Raw genomic sequence first — 21,552 nt, 5'->3', positions numbered from 1 at the left:
CACGATCTCTGATTTCTTGTCCGGATATCCCTTCCCGGCTCCGGACAAGCGCTTGCGGAAGCTGCGCTATCGCTTCATCGAGTCCATCTCGTTGACATCCGTTGTTCCTTTGTTGCGGTACAGCGCAATCAGTATCGCAATGCCGACAGCCACTTCCGCCGCGGCCACCGTAATGTTAAACAGCGAGAAAATTTGCCCAGTTAATCCGGGGTTGACGCCCAGCTTGGAAAAAGCGACGAGGTTCAGGTTGACGCTGTTGAGCATCAGCTCGACAGACAGCAAGACGATAACGGCGTGCTTTTTCGAGAGCGCTCCATACAATCCGATGCAAAATAGAATTGCTGCCAGCGTCAAGTAAGGCGTAGCCAGTCCGGTAGCTCCCATCCCTCAGTCCTCCTCTCTCTTCGCCACGATGATCGCACCGATGAAAGCGACCGTAAGCAGCACCGACATCAACTCGAACGGGATCACATGGTTGGAAAACAGCAGCTTCCCGATCTCCATCGTATTGTCCTGCATCGACGGGTATTCGCCGGAAGGAAGCTGCGACTTCTGGATCGCGTAGAAGATGACGCCGAACAGTCCCGCCGCCCCGACGAACAATAGTCCGTTATGCCACGGCCGCTTCGGCTCTTCTTCCTCTTCCTTCGTATGCTTGGTCATCATGATCCCGAAAATCATCAGAATGGAGATGGCGCCCGCATAGATCAAAATCTGAACGACGGCCACAAATTCCGCTTCGAGGACGACATACAGCCCGGCCAGGCTGATGAACGTCAGCGCCACAGCCACGACCATGTGGACCACTTTGGTAAAGCTGAGCATGAAAATCGCCCCGCCGATGGCAAGCAGCGCACAGATGAAAAATGCGATATTTTCGCCACGGGACAAAAAATCGACGATATTTCCGAACATTATTTCGCCCCGCCTTTCGGAAGCGCCGAGTTGTTCTCCTTGCGCACGTTGTGATTGTTCTCGTTCAGCCATTGCAGGTTTTTGAACAAATCGTCGCGGCTGTATGTGCTCAGCTCGAAGTTGTTGGTCATCACGATCGCTTCGGTCGGACATACTTCCGTGCACAGATCGCACAAGATGCAAATTTCAAAATTAATATCGTACGTATCGATCACTTTTCCCTTTTTTTCGGGGTCCGGGTTCGGCTTGCCGACCAGATTGATGCACTCCGTCGGGCAAATGCGCGCGCATTGGTTGCAGACAATGCACTTCTCGGGGTCAAAATGCTGGATGCCCCGGAACCGGTCCGGCATTTGAAGCGGAACGTCGGGATAAGCGTAGGTCACTTTTTTCTGGGTCATGGATTTAAAGGTCACGCCCAGTCCCTTCATGATGCCCTTCATAGTCAATCACCCTTTCATCCTCGGCATCCGGCTGCCGGGTCCTTGTTACATCGCAATCGCCATATAGATGGCCGTTACAAAAATATTAACCAGCGCCAGCGGCAGCAGTACCTTCCAGCCGAGTCCCATCAGTTGGTCCACCCGAATCCGAGGCATCGTTGCGCGCAGCCAGAACAGGAAAAATACGATGAACGCAAACTTCAGCAAAAACCAGATGATCCCCGGGATAAAATCGAGGAACGGAAGCGGCGCCTGCCACCCTCCCAAAAACACGGTCGTCGTCAAGCCGGCAATGGCGAACACATAGACGTATTCGGCAAGCATGAAAAAGGCAAAGCGGAAACCGCTGTACTCAACGTGGTAGCCTGCAACAAGCTCCGACTCAGCCTCAGGCAAGTCGAAGGGCGTCCGGTTCAGCTCCGAAACGGCGGCAACGACAAACACGGCAAAGCCGATAATTTGTGGCAAAAAGTTCCAGTGCCAGAACCCGCCCGCCTGTCCTTCCACGATCGTGCGAAGGTTCATGCTGCCGGACATCATCACGACGCCTACGATGGAGATAACCAGCGGAATTTCGTAGCTGATCATCTGGGCAGCGGAGCGCATTCCGCCGAGCAGGGCGTATTTGTTATTGGAAGCCCAGCCGCCGAGCACGATGCCGATGGTGGAGATTCCAGAAAGCGCGACATAGTACAGCACTCCAACGTTCAGGTCGCTGCTGATCAGCCGGTCCGTGAACGGAATGGCCGCAATGACCGTAAACGCAGGAATAAACGTAATCACCGGAGCGAGGATGAAGAGCTCGCGCTCGGCTTTTTTCGGAATCGTATCTTCTTTGATTAAGAGTTTGAATACGTCCGCGACGGATTGCAGCAGTCCGAGGGGGCCGACGCGGTTCGGGCCGATCCTCAGCTGCATCCAGCCGATGACCTTACGCTCGAAGTAGATCGCATACGTCACAAAGCCAAGCACGATCAAAAGCAGCACGACGCCCCATGCGAAAAAAATGGCCGTATTCGTCCATGTTAACGGCTCTTGCAATAAATCCGGCATCAGCTATCTACCTCCCCGACAACGATATCGATGCCTCCGAGAATGGTGATCAGGTTCGTCATCGTTTCGCCGACCAGCAGCTTCGGCAGGATCTGCAGATTGACGAATGACGGTCTGCGGAATTTCAGGCGGTACGGCTTATCTTTTCCTTTGGAAATAATATGGCAGCCGATTTCACCGCGCGGCGATTCGATACCGGCATATACCTCCCCTTCGGCGGGACGAAGCACACGAGGCACCTTGCCCATGATCTCGCCTTCCGCCGGGAACTGCTCGACCGCCTGCTCCAGAATGCGCAGCGATTGGTGGATTTCCTCCAGCCGCAGCAAATATCTGGCGTAGCAATCGCCGCCCGTGCTTACCGGGACGTCGAAATCGAAACGATTGTAAATGCTGTAAGGCTGGTCCTTCCGCAGGTCCCAGTTTACCCCCGTACAGCGCAGATTCGCGCCGCTCAGCCCGTAGGCAATAGCCGTCTCCGCGTCGTATTTGCCGACGCCCTTGATCCGGGCCAGAAAAATTTCGTTGCCACTCACCAAATCGTTATATTGGTCCAGCTTACCCCTCATGTAAGGGACAAACTCGCGCACCTTCTGAATCCAGCCTTCCGGCGCATCCCACTTGACTCCGCCGACCCGCATATAGTTGTACGTCAGCCGGGCGCCGCATAGCTCGTTGAACAGGTCGATAATAATCTCCCGGTCGCGGAACGCGAACAAGAACGGGCTCATCGCCCCGATATCAAGCAAATACGTGCCCCACCAAACCATATGGCTGGCGACCCGCTGGAGTTCCATCACGATCAATCGCAGGAATTCCGCTTTTTCCGGGATTTCCAACTGCATGAGCTTCTCCACGGCATTGACAAGCACGTAATTGTTCGTCATCGCCGATACATAGTCCAGCCGGTCTGTATAAGGAATAATTTGGGTGTAAGTTAAATTTTCGGCCAGCTTCTCCGTTCCCCGGTGCAGATATCCCATGACCGGGATCGCTTCCGTGATGATTTCGCCGTCGAGCTTGACGACGATCCGAAACACTCCATGCGTACTCGGATGCTGCGGGCCTACGTTCAGCAGCAGTTCTTCCGTTCTAATGGCCAAACTTCATCACACCTCCGGGTCGAGCGGCTCATAATCTTTGCGCAGCGGGTGTCCGATCCAATCGTCAGACATCATAATCCGGCGCAGGTCGGGATGTCCCGGAAAATCGATTCCGAACAAATCGTAGACTTCCCGTTCGTTCCAATTGGCCGTTGGCCAAATCGGCGTCACGGAAGGAATGGACGGCGATTCCCGGTCCGTCTTCACTTTCACGCAATAATTGCGCTTCGTTTCTAATGAGATGATATGGTAGGCCACTTCCATATGTGTCTCCATATCGATCCCGGACAAATTGCGCAAGTAGTTCAGCTTCAGCTCCTCATGCGTCCGCAGCAGCTCCGCCACGTCCGGCCAAGCCTCGGCTTTGACAATAACATAAGGAATATGACCGTCTTTTTCATTAATAAAAGCTTCTTCGACCGCATCCTCGCGAAAATCTTTCAAAATCGCCACGAGCCGGTCCACCAGCGGCTGGTTCGGCGACGGCTCCTTCGGCGCCTCGGGCTCCGCCCCTTCCGCTTTCGCGGCGCGCGCGTTCGCCCGCGCGGCTCTCGCCTCGGCGGCGGCTTTCGCTTTCGCCTCCTTCTCGGCGTCGCTCGGCGCTGCTCGCTCCGCCTCCGGCGCGTCGCCGGGCTCGCCTACGGCGGCCTTCGCGGCCCGCGGCTTCCGCGCCTCCGCGGCAGGCTCGCTGCCGCCGGCGGCCGCTTCGCGCGGCTGTGCGCCTTCGGCGTCGGCCTGCGGCGCTGCCGGCTTCGCCTCGGCGTACCCGCCCGGCGGCTCGCCTGCGCCGCCCGCTTTGGCGATGTCGGCGCCCGGCGCTGCCGTCGGCTCGCCGCTCATCGACGCCGCCGCGGGAGCGGGCTTCGCCTCGGGCGCTTCGCCGCCAGCGGCTTTCGTGTCGCCGCTGCGTGCCTCTGCACCCGCTTTCACTCTATCGCTCGCAGACGGCTCGCCTGCGTTCGCTTTCGCATTTTCGGCCGCCGTCGGTTGCTCGTCTGAAATGGTCTCCACTTGATCGCCCGACGGCTTTGCATTGGCGTCCGCTTTCGCTTGCTTCTGCTCTTCCGCAGCGGCCGCATCAGCTTTCTCTCGCTTTTGCTCCTCGCTCATCGATTGGTCACCTGCTTACCGGTTTTCGCTTCATAGCGGATTTTTTCCTGCAGCTTGTTGATGCCATAGATCAGGGCGGCCGGATTCGGCGGACAGCCGGGAATATACACATCGACCGGAACAACTTGGTCAACGCCCTTCACTACCGCGTACGATTTCACATATGGGCCGCCTGCCGTGGCACAGGAGCCCATCGCAATGACCCACTTCGGCTCCGGCATCTGCTCGTACAAGCGCCTCAAGAGTGGGGCCATCTTCTTCGTCACCGTACCGGCGACGATCATCACATCCGACTGGCGCGGGGACGTCCGGAAAATAACGCCGAAACGATCCAAATCGTAATGGGACGCGCCCGTGCCCATCATTTCGATAGCACAGCAAGCAAGTCCGAAAGTCAACGGCCACAGCGAGTTGCTGCGGGCCCACGCCTTCACCTGCTCGAGCGTCGTCATGAATACGTTGCGCTCCAGCTCCTGCCGTTCCTCCGGCGTAATGCTCTCTAAATTGAAGTCCATTGCAGCACCTTCTTCTTCCAAGCGTAGAGTAAGCCTATGACCAACAAGCCCACAAATATGCACATCTCTACAAGCGCAAACAAGCCTAATTGCTTATACGCAACGGCCCATGGGTACAAAAATACAGTTTCCACATCGAAGATGACAAACATCAGCGCGAAGAGGTAATACCGGATGTTGAAACGGACATGACCCGTACCTACCGGCTCGTTACCGCTTTCATAAGTCGTATACTTTTCCTCCACCGGTTTGTAGGGACGGAGCCAGCGACCGATTGTAAGCGCTGCAATTGGAAGCAATACCGCTAAGAAGAGAAAAATCGTTACGACCACGTAATTGTTCATGTACATCGCGAACGAACCGCCTCCCTTATTATATTGGGTCCCGCCTGCATTTTGCTTTTGCAGGACAGTTGTTAATGTTATGCCTTCCCAATTATAACAAATGCCTTTTGGGGTGTCTAACATTTTCATCCACTTTCACAATGCCTTCATAAGTCGGGAAGCCTAATCCCATACGATCCGTTCAATATAACGGAATAACTAGAAAAAAGACGGAGGAACCGTGTTCCCCCGTCTTTTCAGTTCATTTCTTATTTTTTCCCAGAGACGTCAATTCGATTCAATGCACGCTGCAAAGAGAGTTCCGCCCGCTTGAAGTCGATATGGTCTTTTTTAGCTTGAGACAACCGACTTTGCGCCCGTTCTTTCGCTTTCTGTGCACGCTCGACATCGATCTGTTCCGGCAGCTCGGCGCTTTCCGCCAGTATAACCACCTTATCCTTGCGCACTTCCATAAAACCGCCGTTCACTGCAATAACCGTGTCTTTCGACCCTTTCAGTTTCACAGTAATCGGAGCGATTCGTAATGGAGTGACCAGCGGAATGTGATTCGGCAGAATTCCAAGCTCCCCTTCAACGCCCTTTACGACAATCATGTTCGCCTGTTCGGCGAACACTTTACGCTCGGGGGTGACGATTTCCAACAGGAATGTGCTCACTTGGATTCCCCTCCTAAGGGCTTTCGTTAGAAAGCCGCATCGTAAGCATTAGCTGAGTTTGCCTAGGGGCAAACTACTTCGTAAGCATAAGCTGGGCTTTCGTAAGAAAGCCACATCGTAAGCATTAGTCTTGCCGCCGAAGCCCGATTCTTTTGCAGAATCGGCGCTTCGGCCGCGTTCTATATCGTTACAGCGTTTTTGCCTTTTCGATCGCGTCTTCAATCGTACCCACGTTGTGGAACGCAGGCTCCGGAAGGTTGTCGTGCTTGCCTTCGAGGATTTCTTTGAAGCTGCGGACGGTTTCTTTAACCGGCACGTACAAGCCAGGGATCCCGTTGAACGCCTCGGCCACGTGAAGCGGCTGGGACAAGAACAAACGGAGACGACGAGCGCGGTGTACGACCAATTTATCCTCGTCGGACAACTCGTCCATACCCAAGATCGCGATAATATCGAGCAGCTCTTTATAGCGCTGAAGAATCCGCTTCACGCCTTGAGCGACATTGTAATGCTCTTCGCCGAGAATTTCCGGCGTCAAAATCCGGGAAGACGAAGCGAGCGGGTCTACCGCAGGGAAAATACCGGCGGCAGCGATGCTGCGCTCGAGGTTCGTCGTTGCGTCCAAGTGAGCAAATGCCGTTGCCGGAGCCGGGTCGGTGTAGTCGTCCGCCGGAACGTAGATCGCTTGGATGGAAGTAACGGAACCTTTTTTCGTCGAAGTGATCCGCTCTTGCAGCTGACCCATCTCGGTAGCCAGCGTCGGCTGGTAACCTACCGCGGAAGGCATACGGCCGAGCAATGCGGAAACCTCGGAACCCGCTTGGGTAAAGCGGAAGATGTTGTCGATAAACAGAAGCACGTCGCGGCCTTCTTCGTCACGGAAATATTCCGCCATCGTCAAACCGGACAATGCCACGCGAAGACGCGCACCCGGCGGTTCGTTCATCTGTCCGAAAACCATCGCGGTTTTCGAGATAACGCCGGAGTCCTTCATCTCGTGATAAAGGTCGTTACCTTCACGCGTTCTTTCGCCTACGCCCGCGAATACGGAGATACCGCCGTGCTCTTGAGCGATGTTGTGGATAAGCTCCTGCATCGTAACGGTTTTACCTACGCCTGCACCGCCGAAGAGACCGATCTTACCGCCCTTCGCATAAGGAGCCATCAAGTCGATAACTTTAATTCCCGTTTCAAGGATTTCCGCCTTCGTCGACAAGTTGTCGAACGCAGGAGCGGCTTTATGAATCGGGCTGACGTTGGTACGGTCGACTTCTGTCGTTCCGTCGATCGGATCGCCAAGCACGTTAAATACGCGGCCCAGCGTAGCCGGACCTACCGGTACGGAAATCGGAGCTCCAGTATCGACGGCGTCAATACCACGTACCAAACCGTCCGTGGAAGACATAGCGACACAACGAACCAGGTTGTCCCCAAGGTGTACCGCAGCTTCAACCGTCAGGCTGATGTCGTGCTCGCCTTGTTTTTCGGCTTTCTTTTCAATCTTAATGGCATTCAAAATCTCAGGGAGGTGTCCACGTTCAAACTCAATGTCAACGACCGGCCCTGTGATATTCACAACGCGCCCTTTGCTCATGTTTTCCCTCCTAAGAGCTTTGCCGGAGGCAAAGCTATCTTCGTAAGCACTACCAAGTTTTGCCTATGGCAAAACTGTCTTCGTAAGCATTCGCTTAAGTTTTGCCGTAGGCAAAACTGCATCGTAAGCATATATCCGAGCCTTGCCGGAGGCAAAGCCATTACGTACCATGATTCGATCTAGGCGTTAGCGTTCGCACCGGCGACGATCTCGGAAATTTCCTGCGTGATCGAAGCCTGACGCGCACGGTTGTAAGACAACGTCAGTTCGTTGATCATCTTCGTCGCGTTCTTCGTTGCGCTGCTCATCGCCGTCATTCTGGCACCGAACTCGCTGGCCTTTCCGTCCAGTACCGCACTGTATATGAGCGTCTCGGCATACTTGGGAAGGAGCACTTCCAATACGCCTTCGGCAGACGGCTCGTACTCGTAGGCTGCTGTTGTTTCGACGGATACGTCTTCCATCGGAAGAAGGCGTTTGACGGTCGGGATTTGAGTCATCGCATTTTTAAACTGGTTGTAGACCAGGAACAATTGGTCATACGACCCGTTTTCAAAATTAGCTACCGCTGCAGCCGCAATCGACTTAATATCCGAGAACGTCGGCGAATCGGAAAGTCCGGTAACTTCCTCCAAAATCGGAACGTTCCGCTTCTTGAAGAAGTCTCTGCCTTTGCGTCCGATCACGAAGATCGAATATTCGGCAGGAGAGCTGTGCTTTTCCCGGATTTCCGACATCACCTTCCGCAACACGTTAGCGTTATAACCGCCGGCCAGACCGCGGTCGGACGTGATGACCAAATAACCGGTCTTTTTCACCTCACGGGTTTCGAGCATCGGGTGCTTCACACCCTTCGTTCCCGCAGCGATGCTGCCGACCACTTCCTTCAGCTTATCCGCGTAAGGACGGGCGGATTCCGCCGCCATTTGGGCTCTTCTAAGCTTGGAAGCCGCAACCATTTCCATGGCCTTGGTTATTTGTTTCATGTTTTGCTTGGATCTGATCGCGCGCTTAATCTCGCGCATCCCTTTTGCCATACCTGCTCACCTCTCTTTCGAGGCTTCTCCGCTTGCTTCCGCAGGCCCTGAACGGCCAATGCTTCCGCAAGGGAGAACCTTCATCGAAACGCTTGTTTCAGGCTTATCGTAGAGCACCGGGTTTCTTCAGCAGATACCCGGGTTAATTATATATTACTCGGAAACCGAGAAGCTTCTTTTGAACTGTGCGATCGCATCCGTCAATGCTTTCTCGTTATCCGCAGTCAAGTCTTTCGTGTCGCGGATGCTTTGGAGAATTTCCGGACGGCTGGTGTCCAAATAAGTCAGGAATTCGGACTCGAAACGAAGCACGTCTTTCACCGGAATATCGTCCAGGTGGCCTCTGACAACCGTAAAGAGGGAAGCCACTTGACGGTCAAGACCCATCGGCTGGTTAACGCCTTGTTTCAAAATTTCAAGCGTGCGCTCACCGCGGTTCAAACGGCTTTGCGTCGCTTTATCCAGGTCGGAACCGAACTGTGCGAATGCGGCCAACTCGCGGTATTGAGCCAAGTCGACGCGGAGCGTACCGGCAACTTTTTTCATCGCTTTCGTTTGTGCGGAGCCGCCTACCCGGGATACCGAGATACCGACGTTAACCGCCGGACGTTGGCCGGAGTAGAACAGGTCGGACTCCAGGAAGATCTGTCCGTCCGTAATCGAGATTACGTTGGTCGGAATATATGCGGATACGTCGCCTGCTTGCGTTTCGATAAACGGCAGCGCGGTGATCGAGCCTCCGCCCAATTCGTCGTTCAACTTTGCAGCGCGCTCCAGCAAACGGGAGTGCAGATAGAAGACGTCGCCCGGATAAGCTTCCCGACCCGGAGGACGGCGAAGCAGCAAGGACAGCTCGCGGTATGCCGCCGCTTGTTTGGACAAGTCGTCGTAAACGATCAGGACGTGCTCGCCTTTGTACATGAAGTACTCGCCCATCGCGCAGCCTGCATAAGGAGCAAGCCACAGCATCGGGGACGGCTCGGAAGCCGAAGCGGTAACCACGATCGTGTATTCGAGCGCGCCTGCTTTACGCAACTGCTCTACGACGCCGACAACGGTGGATTGCTTTTGTCCGATCGCAACGTAAATACATTTTACGCCGTTGCCTTTTTGGTTGATGATCGTATCGATCGCGATTGCGGTTTTACCCGTTTGACGGTCGCCGATGATAAGCTCCCGCTGACCGCGGCCGACAGGAATCATCGCGTCGATCGCTTTGATCCCGGTTTGCATCGGTTCATGAACCGATTTACGGGCCATAACGCCCGGAGCCGGGGATTCGATTGCACGGAAATTCGTTGTGTTGATCGGACCTTTGCCGTCAACCGGTTGACCGAGCGGATTCACGACGCGGCCCAGCATTTCCTCGCCTACGGGAACTTCCATGATGCGGCCGGTACGCTTCACTTGGTCGCCTTCGCGGATGTCGGTGTAAGGCCCCAGAATAACGATACCTACGTTGCTTTCTTCAAGGTTAAACGCATATCCCAACACGCCGTTGGGAAACTCGAGCAGTTCGCCTGCCATGACGTTCTCCAAGCCGTGCGCACGGGCGATACCGTCACCGACCTGAATAACCGTACCTACGTCAACCACTTGAATCTCGGATTTATATTGTTCAATCTGCTGCTTAATCAGCGTGCTGATTTCTTCCGGTCTGATACTCAAATTCCCTCACCCCTATCTACAGTGCTTGAGATTGATTCAACGTTTTGTGCAGACGCTCGAGCTTGCCCGCCAAGCTTCCGTCGTACAGACGGTCGCCGATGCGGACTTGAATGCCGCCGAGCAATCCTTTATCGAGAACCGATTCCACACGGATTTGTTTGCCGGTTAATTTGCCGAACGTTTCGGCAATGGTGCCGAGCTCCGCTTCGCTAAGTTCCACTGGTGTATATACGGTGGCGCTTGCTTGACCGAGCGCATCGCTGGCGATTTTGCTGTAAGCTTTCGCGAAAGCTTCCAAAGTCTCTTCCCGGCGGCGCTGGATGAGCAGCTTCAGCGTGTTAATAACGACTTCGGATACGTCCGCATCGAAGATTTGCTTGATCAACCCGATCTTTACATCAGCCTCGATGCCCGGATGCTTGATGAGCTTGAACAGGTCCGGATTCTCGTTTAAGACCGCAATGACCTTTCCGAGCTCTTGCTCGACTTGAGCAACCCGGTCGGACTCCCTAGCAACATCGAATAATGCCTTGGCGTACCTTTTGGCTGCGATCAGATCCTGGCTCATCGGTTGCCCCCTACTTCTTTCAAGTAGTGTTCAACCAACTCTTCCTGGGACTTCTCGTCAACTTGCTTCTCGATAATTTTGGAAGCGATCATGACGGACAAAGCGCTGACTTGACCGCGAACGGCTGCAATCGCTTTGTTCTTCTCGCTCTCGATATCCTGAAGCGCTTCGTTTTTCAAACGAGCTGCCTCCGATTTCGCTTGCTCCACGATTTCTTCGCCTTGCTTGGCGCTTACTTTGCGTGCTTGCTCGATGATCTCGTGAGCTTCCTTGCGAACATCCTGCATCGCTTGCTTTTGTTCGGCCAGGAGTTGCTCCGCTTCACGGCGATTTTTGTCAGTAGACTCGATTTGCTCCGCAAGCATGCGCTTGCGCGCTTCCATGATTCCCATCAAAGGTCCGAAAGCGTATTTATTTAAGAGCCAATACAGGATCAGAAAGGCTACTATTGCGAATACAAAGGATTCCCAGTGCCAACCCATACCACCCATCTATGCCACTCCTTTCAGTCATTTCAGGCAAAACGAAGGCGTGGATGGCTCTTGCCTTCCGCGCCAAACCGATTTCATTCAATTAAGCACCGAAGAAGATCAGGAATCCGAGTACGACACCGATGATCGGAACAACCTCGACGATACCAACACCGATAAACATAGTCGTTTGCAGTGTACCGCGGAGCTCAGGCTGACGAGCGATACCTTCGACTGTTTTGCTGACGATCAAACCGTTACCGATACCTGCGCCAAGTGCGCCCAAACCGATTGCCAAAGCTGCTGCCAAAAATCCCATTGTTAAAATCCTCCTCAACTGATAACTAATTTTTTTTGTTTGATTTCCTTAAATTCGCAGACCAGCACGAAGGCGAGTATCTAAATTAATGCTCCTCATGCACGGTAGCTTGCGAGATATAAACCATGGTAAGAATGGTGAACAAGAACGCCTGAATGCCGCCGACGAAAAGACTGAAGCCTTGCCATGCTGCAAGCAGCGGAGTTCCAAAAATACCCGCCATCAGAATTGTGGCGATCAGCACCTCACCCGCAAAAATGTTCGCGTACAAACGCAGACCGAGTGTTAGAGGCTTGGAAAGCTCCTTCATCACGTTCAGAGGGAAGAAGAACCAAAACGGTTCGAAATAATGCTTCAAATAATGTTTCGTATTCTGCTTAAGTCCCAAATAATGCGTCAGTACGAATACGATGACAGCCAAGCCAAAGGTTACGGAAACGTCGGCCGTCGGCGATTTCCACCAAGCAACCTCGACTCCGTGACCGCCGTGAGCGGTTTTGATCATCTCTTCGGAAACGATCGTATAGCCGAACAGCGATAGCGGTTGGTCATGCGTTGTCACGATACCGAAGGGAAGGCCCAACAGGTTGGCTACGAAAATAAACATAATCAAGGTCATACCTAGCGAAACATAAGGCTTCACTCTGTTTAAAGGCATGGTGCTGGCAACGATGCCATGTACGAACTCGACAACCCATTCCAGAAAATTTTGCATTTTGGAAGGATTGGTGACGGACAGGTTTCTTACGGACAACCTGGCCAGAGTGAACACGATGATGCAAGTGATGATTATCGCCAAAAACGTGGAGATATCGATGTTCAAACCACCGAGCTGCCATACCGGAAATTTATGCATTTTAACATTTCCCTCCTTTCCATGCACTACGATTGATTACTTCTAAAAAATATACCCATCAGGAGTGTTACCAATTGGACAAAAAATAATCCAATAATGGTAAAAACAAGGTTGAATTGCGGCAGCTTCACGGCGATCATCACCGCGATTAGCGCCATGCACATCCTGGAGACCGTTCCCAAATTGACTCGCTTACCCATGTATTCGTTTGCGTTCCGGGAAACCGATTCAATTTTCATGGCCAAGAGCCAGGCGTTGATCAGGCTGACCGTCAGGCCGAGCATCAATCCGCACACGTATGTCCGGTAAGCCGGCAAGAAGGCCCATACCAGCAGCAGAGCAGACAAAAAATACAGCGTAACACGAACAACAGACTTTAACTGGTTCTTCATTTATTCCCGTTTGTCCTCCAGAAACCGTTTTAGTACCAGTATGACCGTAAAGATACCGATTGCAAAACCAATCAATACCCCGACGATCAACCAAGTCTTTGTACCGCCACCCCAACGTTTGTCGGCCAAGCTCCCTATGAAATACCCAACCGTTGTGCATACGACAATGTCGATACCCAAAGCGCTGACCAGTGCGGCCGCGCGCCAAGGCTGATTGTACGGATCCTTTTCATTCATGGAATGCCACCCTACAATCCTAGTATATTTTATCGAAGCAAAGTCAATTTTGTCAATTGTGCAACTTGGCAAGATTTCTATGACAAAACTCACAAAAACGTTGATATATCAAGGTTTTTTTGGCCCTCAAACCAAACAGTGCAACTGTACGCTGTAGCGTTTGTCAATATATTGTCACGGTTGGAACGGTTCCGGCCTGTCCGGCGTATGCCCGAAGTGGTAAAGGATGGCCTGAACGATCCTTTCGGAGGCCTTTCCGTCACCGTATGGATTGGCCGAGCGGCTCATTTTTTCGTACAGCGCCTCATCGCTGAGCAACGCTTTTGCCCGCTCATACACATGCTGCTCGTCTGTCCCCACCAGTTCGAGCGTCCCGGCGTCAATGCCTTCCGGCCGCTCGGTCGTTTCGCGCAGCACGAGCACCGGCACGCCGAACGAAGGAGCTTCCTCCTGCATCCCGCCCGAATCGGTCAGAATCAGATGCGCATGCCGGTAAAAGTTGTGGAATTCCAGCACGTCGAACGGCTCGACCAGCTTGATCCGGTCATGCCCGCCGAGCATCTCGTGAGCCGGTTCCTTAACGGCCGGACTCGGATGCACCGGATACACGATGACAATATCTTCAAACTCGTCAACCAGCCTGCGCACGGCTCGGAAAATTTGCCGATGCGGCTCGCCCTGCGACTCCCGGCGGTGAGCGGTCATCAGCACGAGGCGCTTGCCCTTCGCCCAATCCAGCACCGGATGGGTGAACTGCTCCTGTACCGTATATTGAAACACATCCGTCACGCTGTTGCCAGTGACATAGATCGCGTTCTCGGGCTTATTTTCCTTGCGCAGGTTGCCGGCCGACCAATTCGTCGGCGCAAAATGCATGTCGGCCAGTACGCCCGTAAGCTGGCGGTTCATCTCTTCCGGATACGGGGAAAGCTTGTTCCACGTACGCAGACCTGCTTCTACGTGCCCCACTTGAATCTGCTGCAGGAAAGCCGCATAGCTGGCGAGGAACGTCGTCAGCGTATCGCCGTGAACGAGAATGATGTCCGGCTTCTCTTCCTTGAACACAGGATCGAGTCCCTGAAGCACGCGAATGGTGATTTCGTTCAGCGTCTGGCGGTCCTTCATGACGTCCAGATCGTAGTCCGGCTTGATTTTGAAAATATCGAGCACTTGATCGAGCATCTGGCGATGCTGCGCCGTAACGCATACGAGCGACTCGATCTGCTCCGGGTGCTTCTCCAGCTCTTTCACCAGCGGAGCCATCTTGATCGCTTCCGGTCTTGTCCCGAAAATCGTAATGACTTTAGTTTTTTTCATGCTTTGCGGTTTCCCCTTCCCGAAGACTTTATTTCGTTCCGAACAACCGGTCGCCCGCGTCTCCGAGCCCCGGCACGATATAGCCGTGGTCGTCCAAATAATCGTCGATGGCCGCTACGTAAATATCGACGTCCGGATGCGCCTGCTGTACGGCTTGGACGCCTTCGGGAGCGGCGATCAGACACATCAGCTTGATCTGGGTGCAGTTGCGCTTCTTGAGCGCTTCGATTGCCGCATTCGCCGAGCCTCCCGTGGCCAGCATCGGATCGATCACGATCAGCTCGCGCTCCGTGACGTCCGTCGGCAGTTTGGCGTAATATTCGACCGGCTCCATCGTTTCCGGGTCCCGGTACAATCCGATGTGACCCACTTTAGCCGCCGGGACGAGCTTCAGAACGCCGTCCACCATGCCGAGCCCCGCTCTCAGAATCGGAATAAGCCCGAGCATCCGCCCGGAAATGACCCGGCCTTCCGCCGTGGTGACGGGCGTGCGCACCTCCACCTTCTCCAGCGGAATATCTCTTGTGATTTCGTAGGCCATCAGCGTGGCCACCTCGTCGACAAGCTCGCGAAAATCTTTCGTTGTCGTATTTTCGTCCCGTATGTACGTTAACTTATGTTGGATCAGCGGATGATCGCAAACAAATACTTTTCCCATGCCTTGCTCCCCCTACTAACGCTATGAAGCCAAACCTTGTCTATTATACCACAACTATAAGAAGTAATCCCAAATCGCTTGAAAAATATGCAGCTTCGACAAAAATGATCCACGTGGAACAAATAAAATCGGCACGCGGTAAGGGCAGCAGGCCTGCTGTTAGCCGGGGTCTACGCACAACACAAAAGAACCGGTCCCTTCGCGAGGAAAGGTCCGATTCTTTTGCAAAAAGCGAATTAGTATTGAAGCCCCGAATAAAGCGGGAATTGTGCGGTCAAATCTTTAACCATCCCGCGCACCTTGTCGTGGACCGACGCGTCGGACGGATTTTTCAGGGTCAGGGAGACGATCTTCGCGATCGTTTTCATCGCTTCTTCGTTCATGCCGCGGGACGTTGCCGCCGGTGTGCCCAGACGGATGCCGCTCGTCACGAACGGGCTGGTCGGATCGTACGGGATCGCATTTTTGTTGACGGTAACGCCGACTTCGTCAAGCAGATGCTCGGCTTCTTTCCCCGTAATGTTCAAACTGCGCAGGTCGATGAGCATCAGGTGGTTGTCCGTACCGCCGGACACGATGTTGATGCCTTCGGCCGACAAAGCTTCGGCCAATGCTTTGGCGTTGTTGATAACGTTTTGCGCGTATGTCTTGAACTCCGGCTGGAGCGCTTCGCCAAACGCTACGGCTTTCGCTGCGATGATGTGCATCAGCGGACCGCCTTGCGTACCCGGGAAGACCGCTTTATCGATTGCAGCCGCCCAAGGCTTGCGGCACAAAATCAAACCGCCGCGCGGACCGCGAAGCGTTTTGTGCGTCGTCGTCGTGACGAAGTGCGCATGCGGCACCGGGTTCGGATGCAGACCGGCTGCAACCAGACCCGCGATATGCGCCATGTCCACCATGAAGAGCGCGCCGACGTCTTCGGCGATTTTGCCAAGCGCTTCAAAGTCGATCGTACGCGAGTACGCGCTTGCGCCGGCTACGATCAGGCGAGGTCTATGCTTGAACGCCGCTTTGCGGACTTCGTCGTAATCGATGCGGGCATCCTTCTCGGAAACGCCGTACTCGACGAAATTGTACAGAATGCCGGATGCGTTCACCGGGCTGCCGTGCGTCAAGTGACCGCCATGGGACAAGTTCATGCCGAGAATCGTATCGCCCGGCTTCACTGCTGCAAGATAAACGGCCATGTTCGCCTGCGCGCCCGAGTGAGGCTGTACGTTCGCATGCTCGGCGCCGAACAATTCTTTCGCGCGGTCGCGGGCGATGTCCTCCACGATGTCGACGTATTCGCAGCCGCCGTAGTAGCGCTTGTGCGGATAGCCTTCGGCGTATTTGTTGGTCAGCACCGTACCCATTGCTTCAAGCACAGCTTGGCTGACAAAGTTTTCGGAAGCGATCAGCTCGATTTTGTCGCGTTGACGGCCGAGCTCCAAGTTCATCGCCTCAACGATTTTCGGGTCCTGTTTACGCAAATGTTCCATAATGAATAAGTCCTCCTCATAGTTAAATTGATTTATGGTTATTGTGACTGTTCATCGCAGCTTTCTTCCCCGCGAGGCGGCTCTGCCGTATAGACGGCGCGGGCTCCGCCGATCAGCTTCGGACGGGTAACCGCCATCAGCACGGGCGCCTCGCCGATCTGCCGGATCGATGGCCGGACCGGAACGGCGACGCGCTTCAAGTGCATCCCGATCAACGTGCCTCCGATATCGATGCCGGCGTGTGCTGTCACGGTCTCTACGACGACGGCGTCGGCCAGCTTCCGGTAGGCATAGGCGGCCATGGAGCCGCCGGCTTTCGGTACCGGGATAACGCTTACCTGCTCCAAGCCGTACCGCCGCATCGCTTCCCGCTCCACTACAAGCGCCCGGTTCAAATGCTCGCAACATTGATACACCGGGAAGAAACCGGCTTCTGTCCTTACGGCTTCCACCGCTTCATAGATCTCCCTGGCGACCGCTTCGCTGCCCCCGGTGCCGATATGGCGGCCGAGCACTTCGCTCGTGCTCGTCCCGATCACGATGAGCTGACCCGGTTCGATTTTCCCGGCCTGGACCAACTCTCGGACGATCGTTTCGACTTGCGTACGGACGGCCACCACAGGCGAACCCGCGGCCTGCCCGTTTTGCACATTAGGCTGTTCGGTCATCGATCTCACCCTCTTTTCCTGCCTTGCGGCAAATTTAAGGATGTACGGCGTACTTGTCTTCGAGCGCCTTGACCTTGTTTACCCGATTTCGGTGGCGTTCACCTTCCGAAAACTCGGTTTCGAGCCAGATCTTAACGATTTCCTGCGCAACCCCCGGGCCGATAACCCGCTCGCCCAGCGCGAGCACGTTCGAATCGTTATGCTCCCGCGTCGCTTTGGCGGAAAATAAATCGTGCACGAGCGCGCAGCGGATACCCGGCACTTTGTTGGCCGCGATGGTCATGCCGATGCCCGTCCCGCAGATGAGAATGCCTTTGTCCGCTTCACCGGCTGCCACTTTCTCGCACACAGCCAGCGCATAATCCGGATAATCGACGGAATCGGCGCATCTGCAGCCAAAATCTTGAACCTCGTGTCCCAATGATTCGATCAGAGGCTTCAGCTCGTCCTTCAGCCGGTACCCCGCATGATCCGCACCCATTGCAATTTTCATTTTCGTGAATTCGCCTCCTCGCTAATGTCGATTTCATTATAACCTAAAACCGCGACAAAAACGAAAAAAGAGCATGGCGCATGCGTGTCCGCTTGCGATGCTCTTTGCCCAGGCGACCGGCCGTATATCCCGATGCTCCACTGTGGTTGCCCCCACTCGTCGCCAGTTACACCGGGATTCCTTCATGTATACGTCCATCATATCCGATTCTGCGCCCGGTGTAAAGCCTATCTTACCGCTTACGTGGTAACGCAAGAGGATTTAACGGGCTTCTTTCAGCTTGGCTGCGAGCTTGATCAGACAGGCGTGAATTTCGACTGCACAGCTCTCGTACTGCTGCAGCGAGCCGCCGAACGGATCGGCGATGTCCGGAGTGGGCAGCTCCCGCTGCAGCGTTACAATCCGGGACCGCTCTTCGTCCGTCACCGGCTTCGCCAAGGCTTGTTTCAGCTGGATATCGGTCATCAGCCTTTCGACTTCGGCGATTTTCGCCGCGGCTGCCGAATCGGCTTCCACGTATTCCTTCAAAGTATGAATCTTGTCCACGGCGTCCGGAAACCGTTGAATCGTATATCTTTTATGCGCGGAAGTCATCGTCAGGATCAAATCCGCCCACTCGACCGTCGATTGCGAAAGAGCAGCGGAACGCTGAGGCCCTGTGCCGCCGTTTGATTTTAACACGGTCGCTGCGTGCTCGGAGATCGGAATCCCGTCATGGGCGGCTACCCCGGCGGACCTTACCTCAATCCCCGCCAGCCCCTCGTCCGCCAGTATTTTTCGCATCAATCCTTCCGCCATCGGACTGCGGCAAGTATTGCCGGTACAAACGAACAAGATCCGGTTCATCGCATTCTCCCCTCTTTCATATCTAAATTGGTTCTCCCTATATATTACCTCAAAACCGTCCGATTTACCTCTAAATCGCCCAAAGGCGGACGCGGATCGGTCACAGCAAAAATCGAATGCCGAACGCAAGCAGGATGACGCCGCCCAACGCTTCGCCATACTCTCCCACCCATTCGCCGACCCTTCGGCCGAGCGTCAGCCCGGCAACCGACATGAGCCCGCCTGCCGTGCCGAACATGAGAACGGTCATGAGAACATCCCCGGCGAACATCCCAAGCGAAACACCGACCGAGAACGAATCAATACTGACGCTGAGCGAAAAGAGCATGAGCCCCCAAAAGGACCGGTGATCGTACGTCGGGGATTCTTCTGCACGCAAAGAACTGTAAACCATGTGCGCTCCGAGCAGCAGCAGAAGGACGCCTCCGCAGATCGTGGCGACTTTACCGATCAGCGCGCTGATATAGCCACCCATCCACATTCCCGCGAGCGGCATCAAAATGTGGAACAGGGCGGTTACGATGCTGATTTTGGCAATATCGAGCTTGCGGATGCCCCGCATGCCGATCCCGAGCCCCAGTGATAACGCATCCAAACCGAGGGCCAGCGCCATTAGCCCGATGGAAATGAATTGTCCCCACAGCAGCGGCGATGCCAGATCCATGCTTCCCCTACCCCCTGTCCTATTCTTAACCAACATATGCGGACAAGAGAGCAAACATGAATTCCATAATATGCCACGCAGCAAAAGAGATTGAGTGAATCCCACGGCAGGTTATACGGGGCTGAAGAGACACGAAGCTAAAAAAATAGCTACACCGTTAAAATGCGCCCTCCGGCAGCTTTACGCAGCCGGTTCATGATCGCGGCCCCGAGGTCTTCTTCGGGGCAAGCTTCGGCCGCGATGAATCCGACTCCGGCTTCGTCGAACTCGCGCAGTGCTGCGTACAGCCCATGGGCGACCGTCTCCAGGGCGTCCAAGCGGCCGCACAGCACGATATGGTCCGCGCGGAAGCGGTCCGCATGCTCTACGTAGGTCAATACCCCGGTGCGCTCGCCCCGCGCCCGGGCTTCGTCCAGCTCGCGCTGCATGCGGGCATGCACCAGCTCGTCCGATGCGCCCTGCACAAGCACCATCGTCCCCCGCGGAGCGTAGTGCGCATATTTCATGCCCGGTGCGCGCGGAGCGTCGGGCTCGCGATGCTCCGCCTGCGGCTCGATCACGGGAATGCCCGGAAGCGCTTCGCGAAGCTGACCCGCCGTAACCCCGCCGGGCCGCAAAATATAAAGCGCATCGCCCGCAAATTCCACCACGGTCGACTCCAGGCCGACCCCGGCCTCTCCCCCGTCGACGATCCCCGCTATGCGGCCCGCAAGGTCGCCCAGCACGTGCGAGGCGGTTGTCGGGCTCGGGCGGCCGGAACGGTTCGCACTAGGAGCGGCGACCGGACAGCCGGAGGCCGCGATCAGCGCGAGCGCGACAGGATGGCCCGGCATGCGCAGCCCGACCGTGGAAAGTCCCGCCGTAACGAGCGGGGATAGTGCGTCCGGCTTCACCGGCAGTACGACGGTCAGCGGCCCTGGCCAGAAGGCGGCCAGTAAACGCAAAACGGCCTCCTCCGGCGGAGCGACGAGCTCCTCCAGCTGAGACCTGTCCGCGATATGAACAATCAGCGGGTTATCCGACGGCCTGCCCTTGGCTGCGAAAATGTCCGCAACGGCCTCCGTATTCCGCGCATCCGCCCCGAGGCCGTATACCGTCTCGGTCGGAAATGCCACCGTCCGTCCGTTCCGCAGGAGCGCGGCCGCTTCGAGCAATGCTTCCCGGGAAGGGGCTTCCGCGCTCACTTTCCACACCTTAGTTTCCGTCGTCATGTTCGTTATCTTCCTTTCCTGACAGACCGGCCCGGACGGGCCGCCGCATCAGGCAAACCACGAGCCGACTTTGTTCATGAGATCCCATAAGAGGAAGCGTACTTCCGGCTGTGGAGCATCCGGAGCTTCCGGTTGAGCTTTCGATGGAACGGATGCTTTGCCGCTATCCGCTGCTTTTCCGTTCCGGATCTTGGCGTCGCCTTCGGCGCTTCCCTTTTTACTCTCTGGCATGCTTTTCTTTCCGGTTTCGGCAGCACCCTGTTTCGAAGCCGGGGCATGTTCGCTTTGCGCCGATCCGCCATTTTCCGCAGGCTCTTCCGCAGCGGCGGCATACACGGTGTTGTTCTTTTTCACGACGCCTGTGTCGGCAAAGCATAAAGGGGGGAACAGCACGCACCACCAGTTCTGCCCTTCGGCGGCGCCGATGGCGATGCGCAGCGCTTCGTAATCTCCTGCGGGATACACTTCGTTGTTGTATATTTTAACCGGGAACGGGACCACTCCCAGTTCCACGCGATACGTATAGTCAAAACCGTTCTTGCGCAGCGTCTCGCCGACGAGCTTATCGAGCTCGGGCAGATGGTCGCGCAAGGTTTGGCGGGCCGCTTCGATGCCTTGAGGCTCGGTCGCCCAGCTTTTCATCTGCTCCATGACGGCATCGCGCACTTCGCGCTTTACCCATTGATCGGCCGGAGCGTCGGAGTTGGCCAGAATGCGCAGACGGATCGCTTCCTTCGGAATCGAGCTTCCCGCTTCCGTTTCTCGCTCCGCCGCGGTGACCAGCATCGCATTGGAACGGTTCGTTTCCCAGCAGGCCAGCATCACCAATAGAGCAAAAACCAAGTACGCATATCGTTTCCACGCAAATCGTTTGACCATCTCCGAACAGCCCCTCTCGAACTCTAGCATCTCTAGTTGTCATTATGCTCGG

General features: G+C 55.1%; 27 protein-coding genes and 1 riboswitch. All 27 genes read right to left on the bottom strand.

Annotation, left to right across the window (positions count from 1 at the left end; translation table 11 throughout):
* Window positions 1-66: 66 nt before the first annotated feature.
* On the bottom strand, window positions 67-384 hold the full coding sequence (nuoK, locus tag QMG93_RS23450) for an NADH-quinone oxidoreductase subunit NuoK (protein ID WP_010499416.1): 318 nt from the start codon (window positions 382-384) through the stop codon (window positions 67-69).
* A 3-nt stretch (window positions 385-387) separates the two neighbouring features.
* Window positions 388-915 (bottom strand): NADH-quinone oxidoreductase subunit J, encoded by a 528-nt coding sequence (locus QMG93_RS23445; protein ID WP_281940795.1) that lies wholly within the window; start codon window positions 913-915, stop codon window positions 388-390.
* A complete protein-coding gene (gene nuoI / locus QMG93_RS23440; RefSeq protein ID WP_090672266.1) occupies window positions 915-1,358 on the bottom strand; it encodes an NADH-quinone oxidoreductase subunit NuoI in 444 nt (147 codons plus the stop codon). Before nuoI ends, QMG93_RS23445 begins: the two co-directional genes overlap by 1 nt.
* A gap of 45 nt (window positions 1,359-1,403) precedes the next feature.
* Window positions 1,404-2,411: an NADH-quinone oxidoreductase subunit NuoH gene (gene nuoH, locus QMG93_RS23435; RefSeq protein ID WP_281940792.1), complete on the bottom strand. Its 1,008-nt coding sequence runs from the start codon at window positions 2,409-2,411 to the stop codon at window positions 1,404-1,406.
* Window positions 2,411-3,514 carry an NADH-quinone oxidoreductase subunit D gene (locus tag QMG93_RS23430; protein ID WP_253414095.1) on the bottom strand — a complete coding sequence of 368 codons (1,104 nt, stop codon included), beginning with the start codon at window positions 3,512-3,514 and terminating at the stop codon, window positions 2,411-2,413. Before QMG93_RS23430 ends, nuoH begins: the two co-directional genes overlap by 1 nt.
* A 6-nt stretch (window positions 3,515-3,520) precedes the next feature.
* A complete protein-coding gene (locus tag QMG93_RS23425) occupies window positions 3,521-4,624 on the bottom strand; it encodes an NADH-quinone oxidoreductase subunit C (protein ID WP_281940788.1) in 1,104 nt (367 codons plus the stop codon).
* Window positions 4,621-5,139: a NuoB/complex I 20 kDa subunit family protein gene (locus tag QMG93_RS23420; protein WP_010500430.1), complete on the bottom strand. Its 519-nt coding sequence runs from the start codon at window positions 5,137-5,139 to the stop codon at window positions 4,621-4,623. Before QMG93_RS23420 ends, QMG93_RS23425 begins: the two co-directional genes overlap by 4 nt.
* Entirely contained in the window at window positions 5,124-5,489 is a 366-nt protein-coding gene (locus QMG93_RS23415; RefSeq protein ID WP_010500431.1) for an NADH-quinone oxidoreductase subunit A, read from the bottom strand. Before QMG93_RS23415 ends, QMG93_RS23420 begins: the two co-directional genes overlap by 16 nt.
* A 242-nt stretch (window positions 5,490-5,731) precedes the next feature.
* Window positions 5,732-6,139, bottom strand: coding sequence for a F0F1 ATP synthase subunit epsilon (locus QMG93_RS23410; RefSeq protein ID WP_281940784.1), 408 nt, complete (start codon window positions 6,137-6,139; stop codon window positions 5,732-5,734).
* Between the two features lie 187 nt (window positions 6,140-6,326).
* Entirely contained in the window at window positions 6,327-7,733 is a 1,407-nt protein-coding gene (gene atpD, locus QMG93_RS23405) for a F0F1 ATP synthase subunit beta (protein ID WP_108535312.1), read from the bottom strand.
* Between the two features lie 179 nt (window positions 7,734-7,912).
* On the bottom strand, window positions 7,913-8,770 hold the full coding sequence (gene atpG / locus QMG93_RS23400; protein WP_108535313.1) for an ATP synthase F1 subunit gamma: 858 nt from the start codon (window positions 8,768-8,770) through the stop codon (window positions 7,913-7,915).
* Between the two features lie 153 nt (window positions 8,771-8,923).
* The gene (atpA, locus tag QMG93_RS23395; RefSeq protein WP_010500435.1) at window positions 8,924-10,438 is read right to left on the bottom strand and encodes a F0F1 ATP synthase subunit alpha; all 1,515 of its coding nucleotides are present in this window, start codon (window positions 10,436-10,438) and stop codon (window positions 8,924-8,926) included.
* 16 nt (window positions 10,439-10,454) lie between these two features.
* Window positions 10,455-11,006 carry a F0F1 ATP synthase subunit delta gene (locus tag QMG93_RS23390; protein ID WP_010500437.1) on the bottom strand — a complete coding sequence of 184 codons (552 nt, stop codon included), beginning with the start codon at window positions 11,004-11,006 and terminating at the stop codon, window positions 10,455-10,457.
* Window positions 11,003-11,488, bottom strand: a complete 486-nt coding sequence (gene atpF, locus QMG93_RS23385) for a F0F1 ATP synthase subunit B (protein ID WP_025850352.1) — start codon at window positions 11,486-11,488, stop codon at window positions 11,003-11,005. Before atpF ends, QMG93_RS23390 begins: the two co-directional genes overlap by 4 nt.
* 91 nt (window positions 11,489-11,579) lie before the next feature.
* Window positions 11,580-11,795: a F0F1 ATP synthase subunit C gene (atpE, locus tag QMG93_RS23380; RefSeq protein WP_010500439.1), complete on the bottom strand. Its 216-nt coding sequence runs from the start codon at window positions 11,793-11,795 to the stop codon at window positions 11,580-11,582.
* Window positions 11,796-11,880: 85 nt separating this feature from the next.
* Complete coding sequence (gene atpB, locus QMG93_RS23375; RefSeq protein WP_036682797.1) at window positions 11,881-12,651, bottom strand: F0F1 ATP synthase subunit A; 771 nt, start codon at window positions 12,649-12,651, stop codon at window positions 11,881-11,883.
* 26 nt (window positions 12,652-12,677) lie between these two features.
* Window positions 12,678-13,043, bottom strand: coding sequence for an ATP synthase subunit I (locus QMG93_RS23370; RefSeq protein WP_036682796.1), 366 nt, complete (start codon window positions 13,041-13,043; stop codon window positions 12,678-12,680).
* Window positions 13,044-13,280, bottom strand: a complete 237-nt coding sequence (locus QMG93_RS23365) for an AtpZ/AtpI family protein (protein WP_281940777.1) — start codon at window positions 13,278-13,280, stop codon at window positions 13,044-13,046.
* A gap of 174 nt (window positions 13,281-13,454) precedes the next feature.
* Complete coding sequence (gene wecB / locus QMG93_RS23360; protein ID WP_088833288.1) at window positions 13,455-14,597, bottom strand: non-hydrolyzing UDP-N-acetylglucosamine 2-epimerase; 1,143 nt, start codon at window positions 14,595-14,597, stop codon at window positions 13,455-13,457.
* 28 nt (window positions 14,598-14,625) lie between these two features.
* Entirely contained in the window at window positions 14,626-15,255 is a 630-nt protein-coding gene (gene upp / locus QMG93_RS23355; RefSeq protein WP_063183398.1) for a uracil phosphoribosyltransferase, read from the bottom strand.
* A 236-nt stretch (window positions 15,256-15,491) separates the two neighbouring features.
* Window positions 15,492-16,739 (bottom strand): serine hydroxymethyltransferase, encoded by a 1,248-nt coding sequence (gene glyA, locus QMG93_RS23350; RefSeq protein ID WP_281940771.1) that lies wholly within the window; start codon window positions 16,737-16,739, stop codon window positions 15,492-15,494.
* A gap of 38 nt (window positions 16,740-16,777) precedes the next feature.
* Window positions 16,778-17,407 carry a TIGR01440 family protein gene (locus QMG93_RS23345; protein ID WP_281940769.1) on the bottom strand — a complete coding sequence of 210 codons (630 nt, stop codon included), beginning with the start codon at window positions 17,405-17,407 and terminating at the stop codon, window positions 16,778-16,780.
* Window positions 17,408-17,441: 34 nt separating this feature from the next.
* The gene (rpiB, locus tag QMG93_RS23340; RefSeq protein WP_281940767.1) at window positions 17,442-17,900 is read right to left on the bottom strand and encodes a ribose 5-phosphate isomerase B; all 459 of its coding nucleotides are present in this window, start codon (window positions 17,898-17,900) and stop codon (window positions 17,442-17,444) included.
* Window positions 17,901-17,999: 99 nt separating this feature from the next.
* Window positions 18,000-18,080: riboswitch (ZMP/ZTP riboswitch) on the bottom strand.
* A gap of 81 nt (window positions 18,081-18,161) precedes the next feature.
* Window positions 18,162-18,746, bottom strand: a complete 585-nt coding sequence (locus tag QMG93_RS23335; protein ID WP_281940765.1) for a low molecular weight protein arginine phosphatase — start codon at window positions 18,744-18,746, stop codon at window positions 18,162-18,164.
* A 100-nt stretch (window positions 18,747-18,846) separates the two neighbouring features.
* A complete protein-coding gene (locus QMG93_RS23330; protein ID WP_281940764.1) occupies window positions 18,847-19,410 on the bottom strand; it encodes a manganese efflux pump MntP family protein in 564 nt (187 codons plus the stop codon).
* A gap of 149 nt (window positions 19,411-19,559) precedes the next feature.
* Window positions 19,560-20,621: an L-threonylcarbamoyladenylate synthase gene (locus QMG93_RS23325; protein WP_281940762.1), complete on the bottom strand. Its 1,062-nt coding sequence runs from the start codon at window positions 20,619-20,621 to the stop codon at window positions 19,560-19,562.
* 48 nt (window positions 20,622-20,669) lie between these two features.
* Window positions 20,670-21,500 carry a stage II sporulation protein R gene (gene spoIIR / locus QMG93_RS23320; protein ID WP_281940760.1) on the bottom strand — a complete coding sequence of 277 codons (831 nt, stop codon included), beginning with the start codon at window positions 21,498-21,500 and terminating at the stop codon, window positions 20,670-20,672.
* Between the last annotated feature and the right edge of the window lie 52 nt (window positions 21,501-21,552).

It is taken from the genome of Paenibacillus tyrphae (genome assembly GCF_027925525.1).
GTDB lineage: Bacteria > Bacillota > Bacilli > Paenibacillales > NBRC-103111 > Paenibacillus_G > Paenibacillus_G tyrfis_B.
This window is presented reverse-complemented; position numbering and strand designations above follow the sequence as displayed.

Bases quoted from the DNA above. Each gene is read 5' to 3' on its own strand.
- nuoK (WP_010499416.1), bottom strand. From the start codon at position 384: ATGGGAGCTACCGGACTGGCTACGCCTTACTTGACGCTGGCAGCAATT.
- QMG93_RS23445 (WP_281940795.1), bottom strand. From the start codon at position 915: ATGTTCGGAAATATCGTCGATTTTTTGTCCCGTGGCGAAAATATCGCA.
- nuoI (WP_090672266.1), bottom strand. From the start codon at position 1,358: ATGAAGGGCATCATGAAGGGACTGGGCGTGACCTTTAAATCCATGACC.
- nuoH (WP_281940792.1), bottom strand. From the start codon at position 2,411: ATGCCGGATTTATTGCAAGAGCCGTTAACATGGACGAATACGGCCATT.
- QMG93_RS23425 (WP_281940788.1), bottom strand. From the start codon at position 4,624: ATGAGCGAGGAGCAAAAGCGAGAGAAAGCTGATGCGGCCGCTGCGGAA.
- QMG93_RS23420 (WP_010500430.1), bottom strand. From the start codon at position 5,139: ATGGACTTCAATTTAGAGAGCATTACGCCGGAGGAACGGCAGGAGCTG.
- QMG93_RS23415 (WP_010500431.1), bottom strand. From the start codon at position 5,489: ATGTACATGAACAATTACGTGGTCGTAACGATTTTTCTCTTCTTAGCG.
- atpD (WP_108535312.1), bottom strand. From the start codon at position 7,733: ATGAGCAAAGGGCGCGTTGTGAATATCACAGGGCCGGTCGTTGACATT.
- atpG (WP_108535313.1), bottom strand. From the start codon at position 8,770: ATGGCAAAAGGGATGCGCGAGATTAAGCGCGCGATCAGATCCAAGCAA.
- QMG93_RS23390 (WP_010500437.1), bottom strand. From the start codon at position 11,006: ATGAGCCAGGATCTGATCGCAGCCAAAAGGTACGCCAAGGCATTATTC.
- atpF (WP_025850352.1), bottom strand. From the start codon at position 11,488: ATGGGTTGGCACTGGGAATCCTTTGTATTCGCAATAGTAGCCTTTCTG.
- atpE (WP_010500439.1), bottom strand. From the start codon at position 11,795: ATGGGATTTTTGGCAGCAGCTTTGGCAATCGGTTTGGGCGCACTTGGC.
- atpB (WP_036682797.1), bottom strand. From the start codon at position 12,651: ATGCATAAATTTCCGGTATGGCAGCTCGGTGGTTTGAACATCGATATC.
- QMG93_RS23370 (WP_036682796.1), bottom strand. From the start codon at position 13,043: ATGAAGAACCAGTTAAAGTCTGTTGTTCGTGTTACGCTGTATTTTTTG.
- QMG93_RS23365 (WP_281940777.1), bottom strand. From the start codon at position 13,280: ATGAATGAAAAGGATCCGTACAATCAGCCTTGGCGCGCGGCCGCACTG.
- wecB (WP_088833288.1), bottom strand. From the start codon at position 14,597: ATGAAAAAAACTAAAGTCATTACGATTTTCGGGACAAGACCGGAAGCG.
- upp (WP_063183398.1), bottom strand. From the start codon at position 15,255: ATGGGAAAAGTATTTGTTTGCGATCATCCGCTGATCCAACATAAGTTA.
- glyA (WP_281940771.1), bottom strand. From the start codon at position 16,739: ATGGAACATTTGCGTAAACAGGACCCGAAAATCGTTGAGGCGATGAAC.
- QMG93_RS23345 (WP_281940769.1), bottom strand. From the start codon at position 17,407: ATGACCGAACAGCCTAATGTGCAAAACGGGCAGGCCGCGGGTTCGCCT.
- rpiB (WP_281940767.1), bottom strand. From the start codon at position 17,900: ATGAAAATTGCAATGGGTGCGGATCATGCGGGGTACCGGCTGAAGGAC.
- QMG93_RS23335 (WP_281940765.1), bottom strand. From the start codon at position 18,746: ATGAACCGGATCTTGTTCGTTTGTACCGGCAATACTTGCCGCAGTCCG.
- QMG93_RS23330 (WP_281940764.1), bottom strand. From the start codon at position 19,410: ATGGATCTGGCATCGCCGCTGCTGTGGGGACAATTCATTTCCATCGGG.
- QMG93_RS23325 (WP_281940762.1), bottom strand. From the start codon at position 20,621: ATGACGACGGAAACTAAGGTGTGGAAAGTGAGCGCGGAAGCCCCTTCC.
- spoIIR (WP_281940760.1), bottom strand. From the start codon at position 21,500: ATGGTCAAACGATTTGCGTGGAAACGATATGCGTACTTGGTTTTTGCT.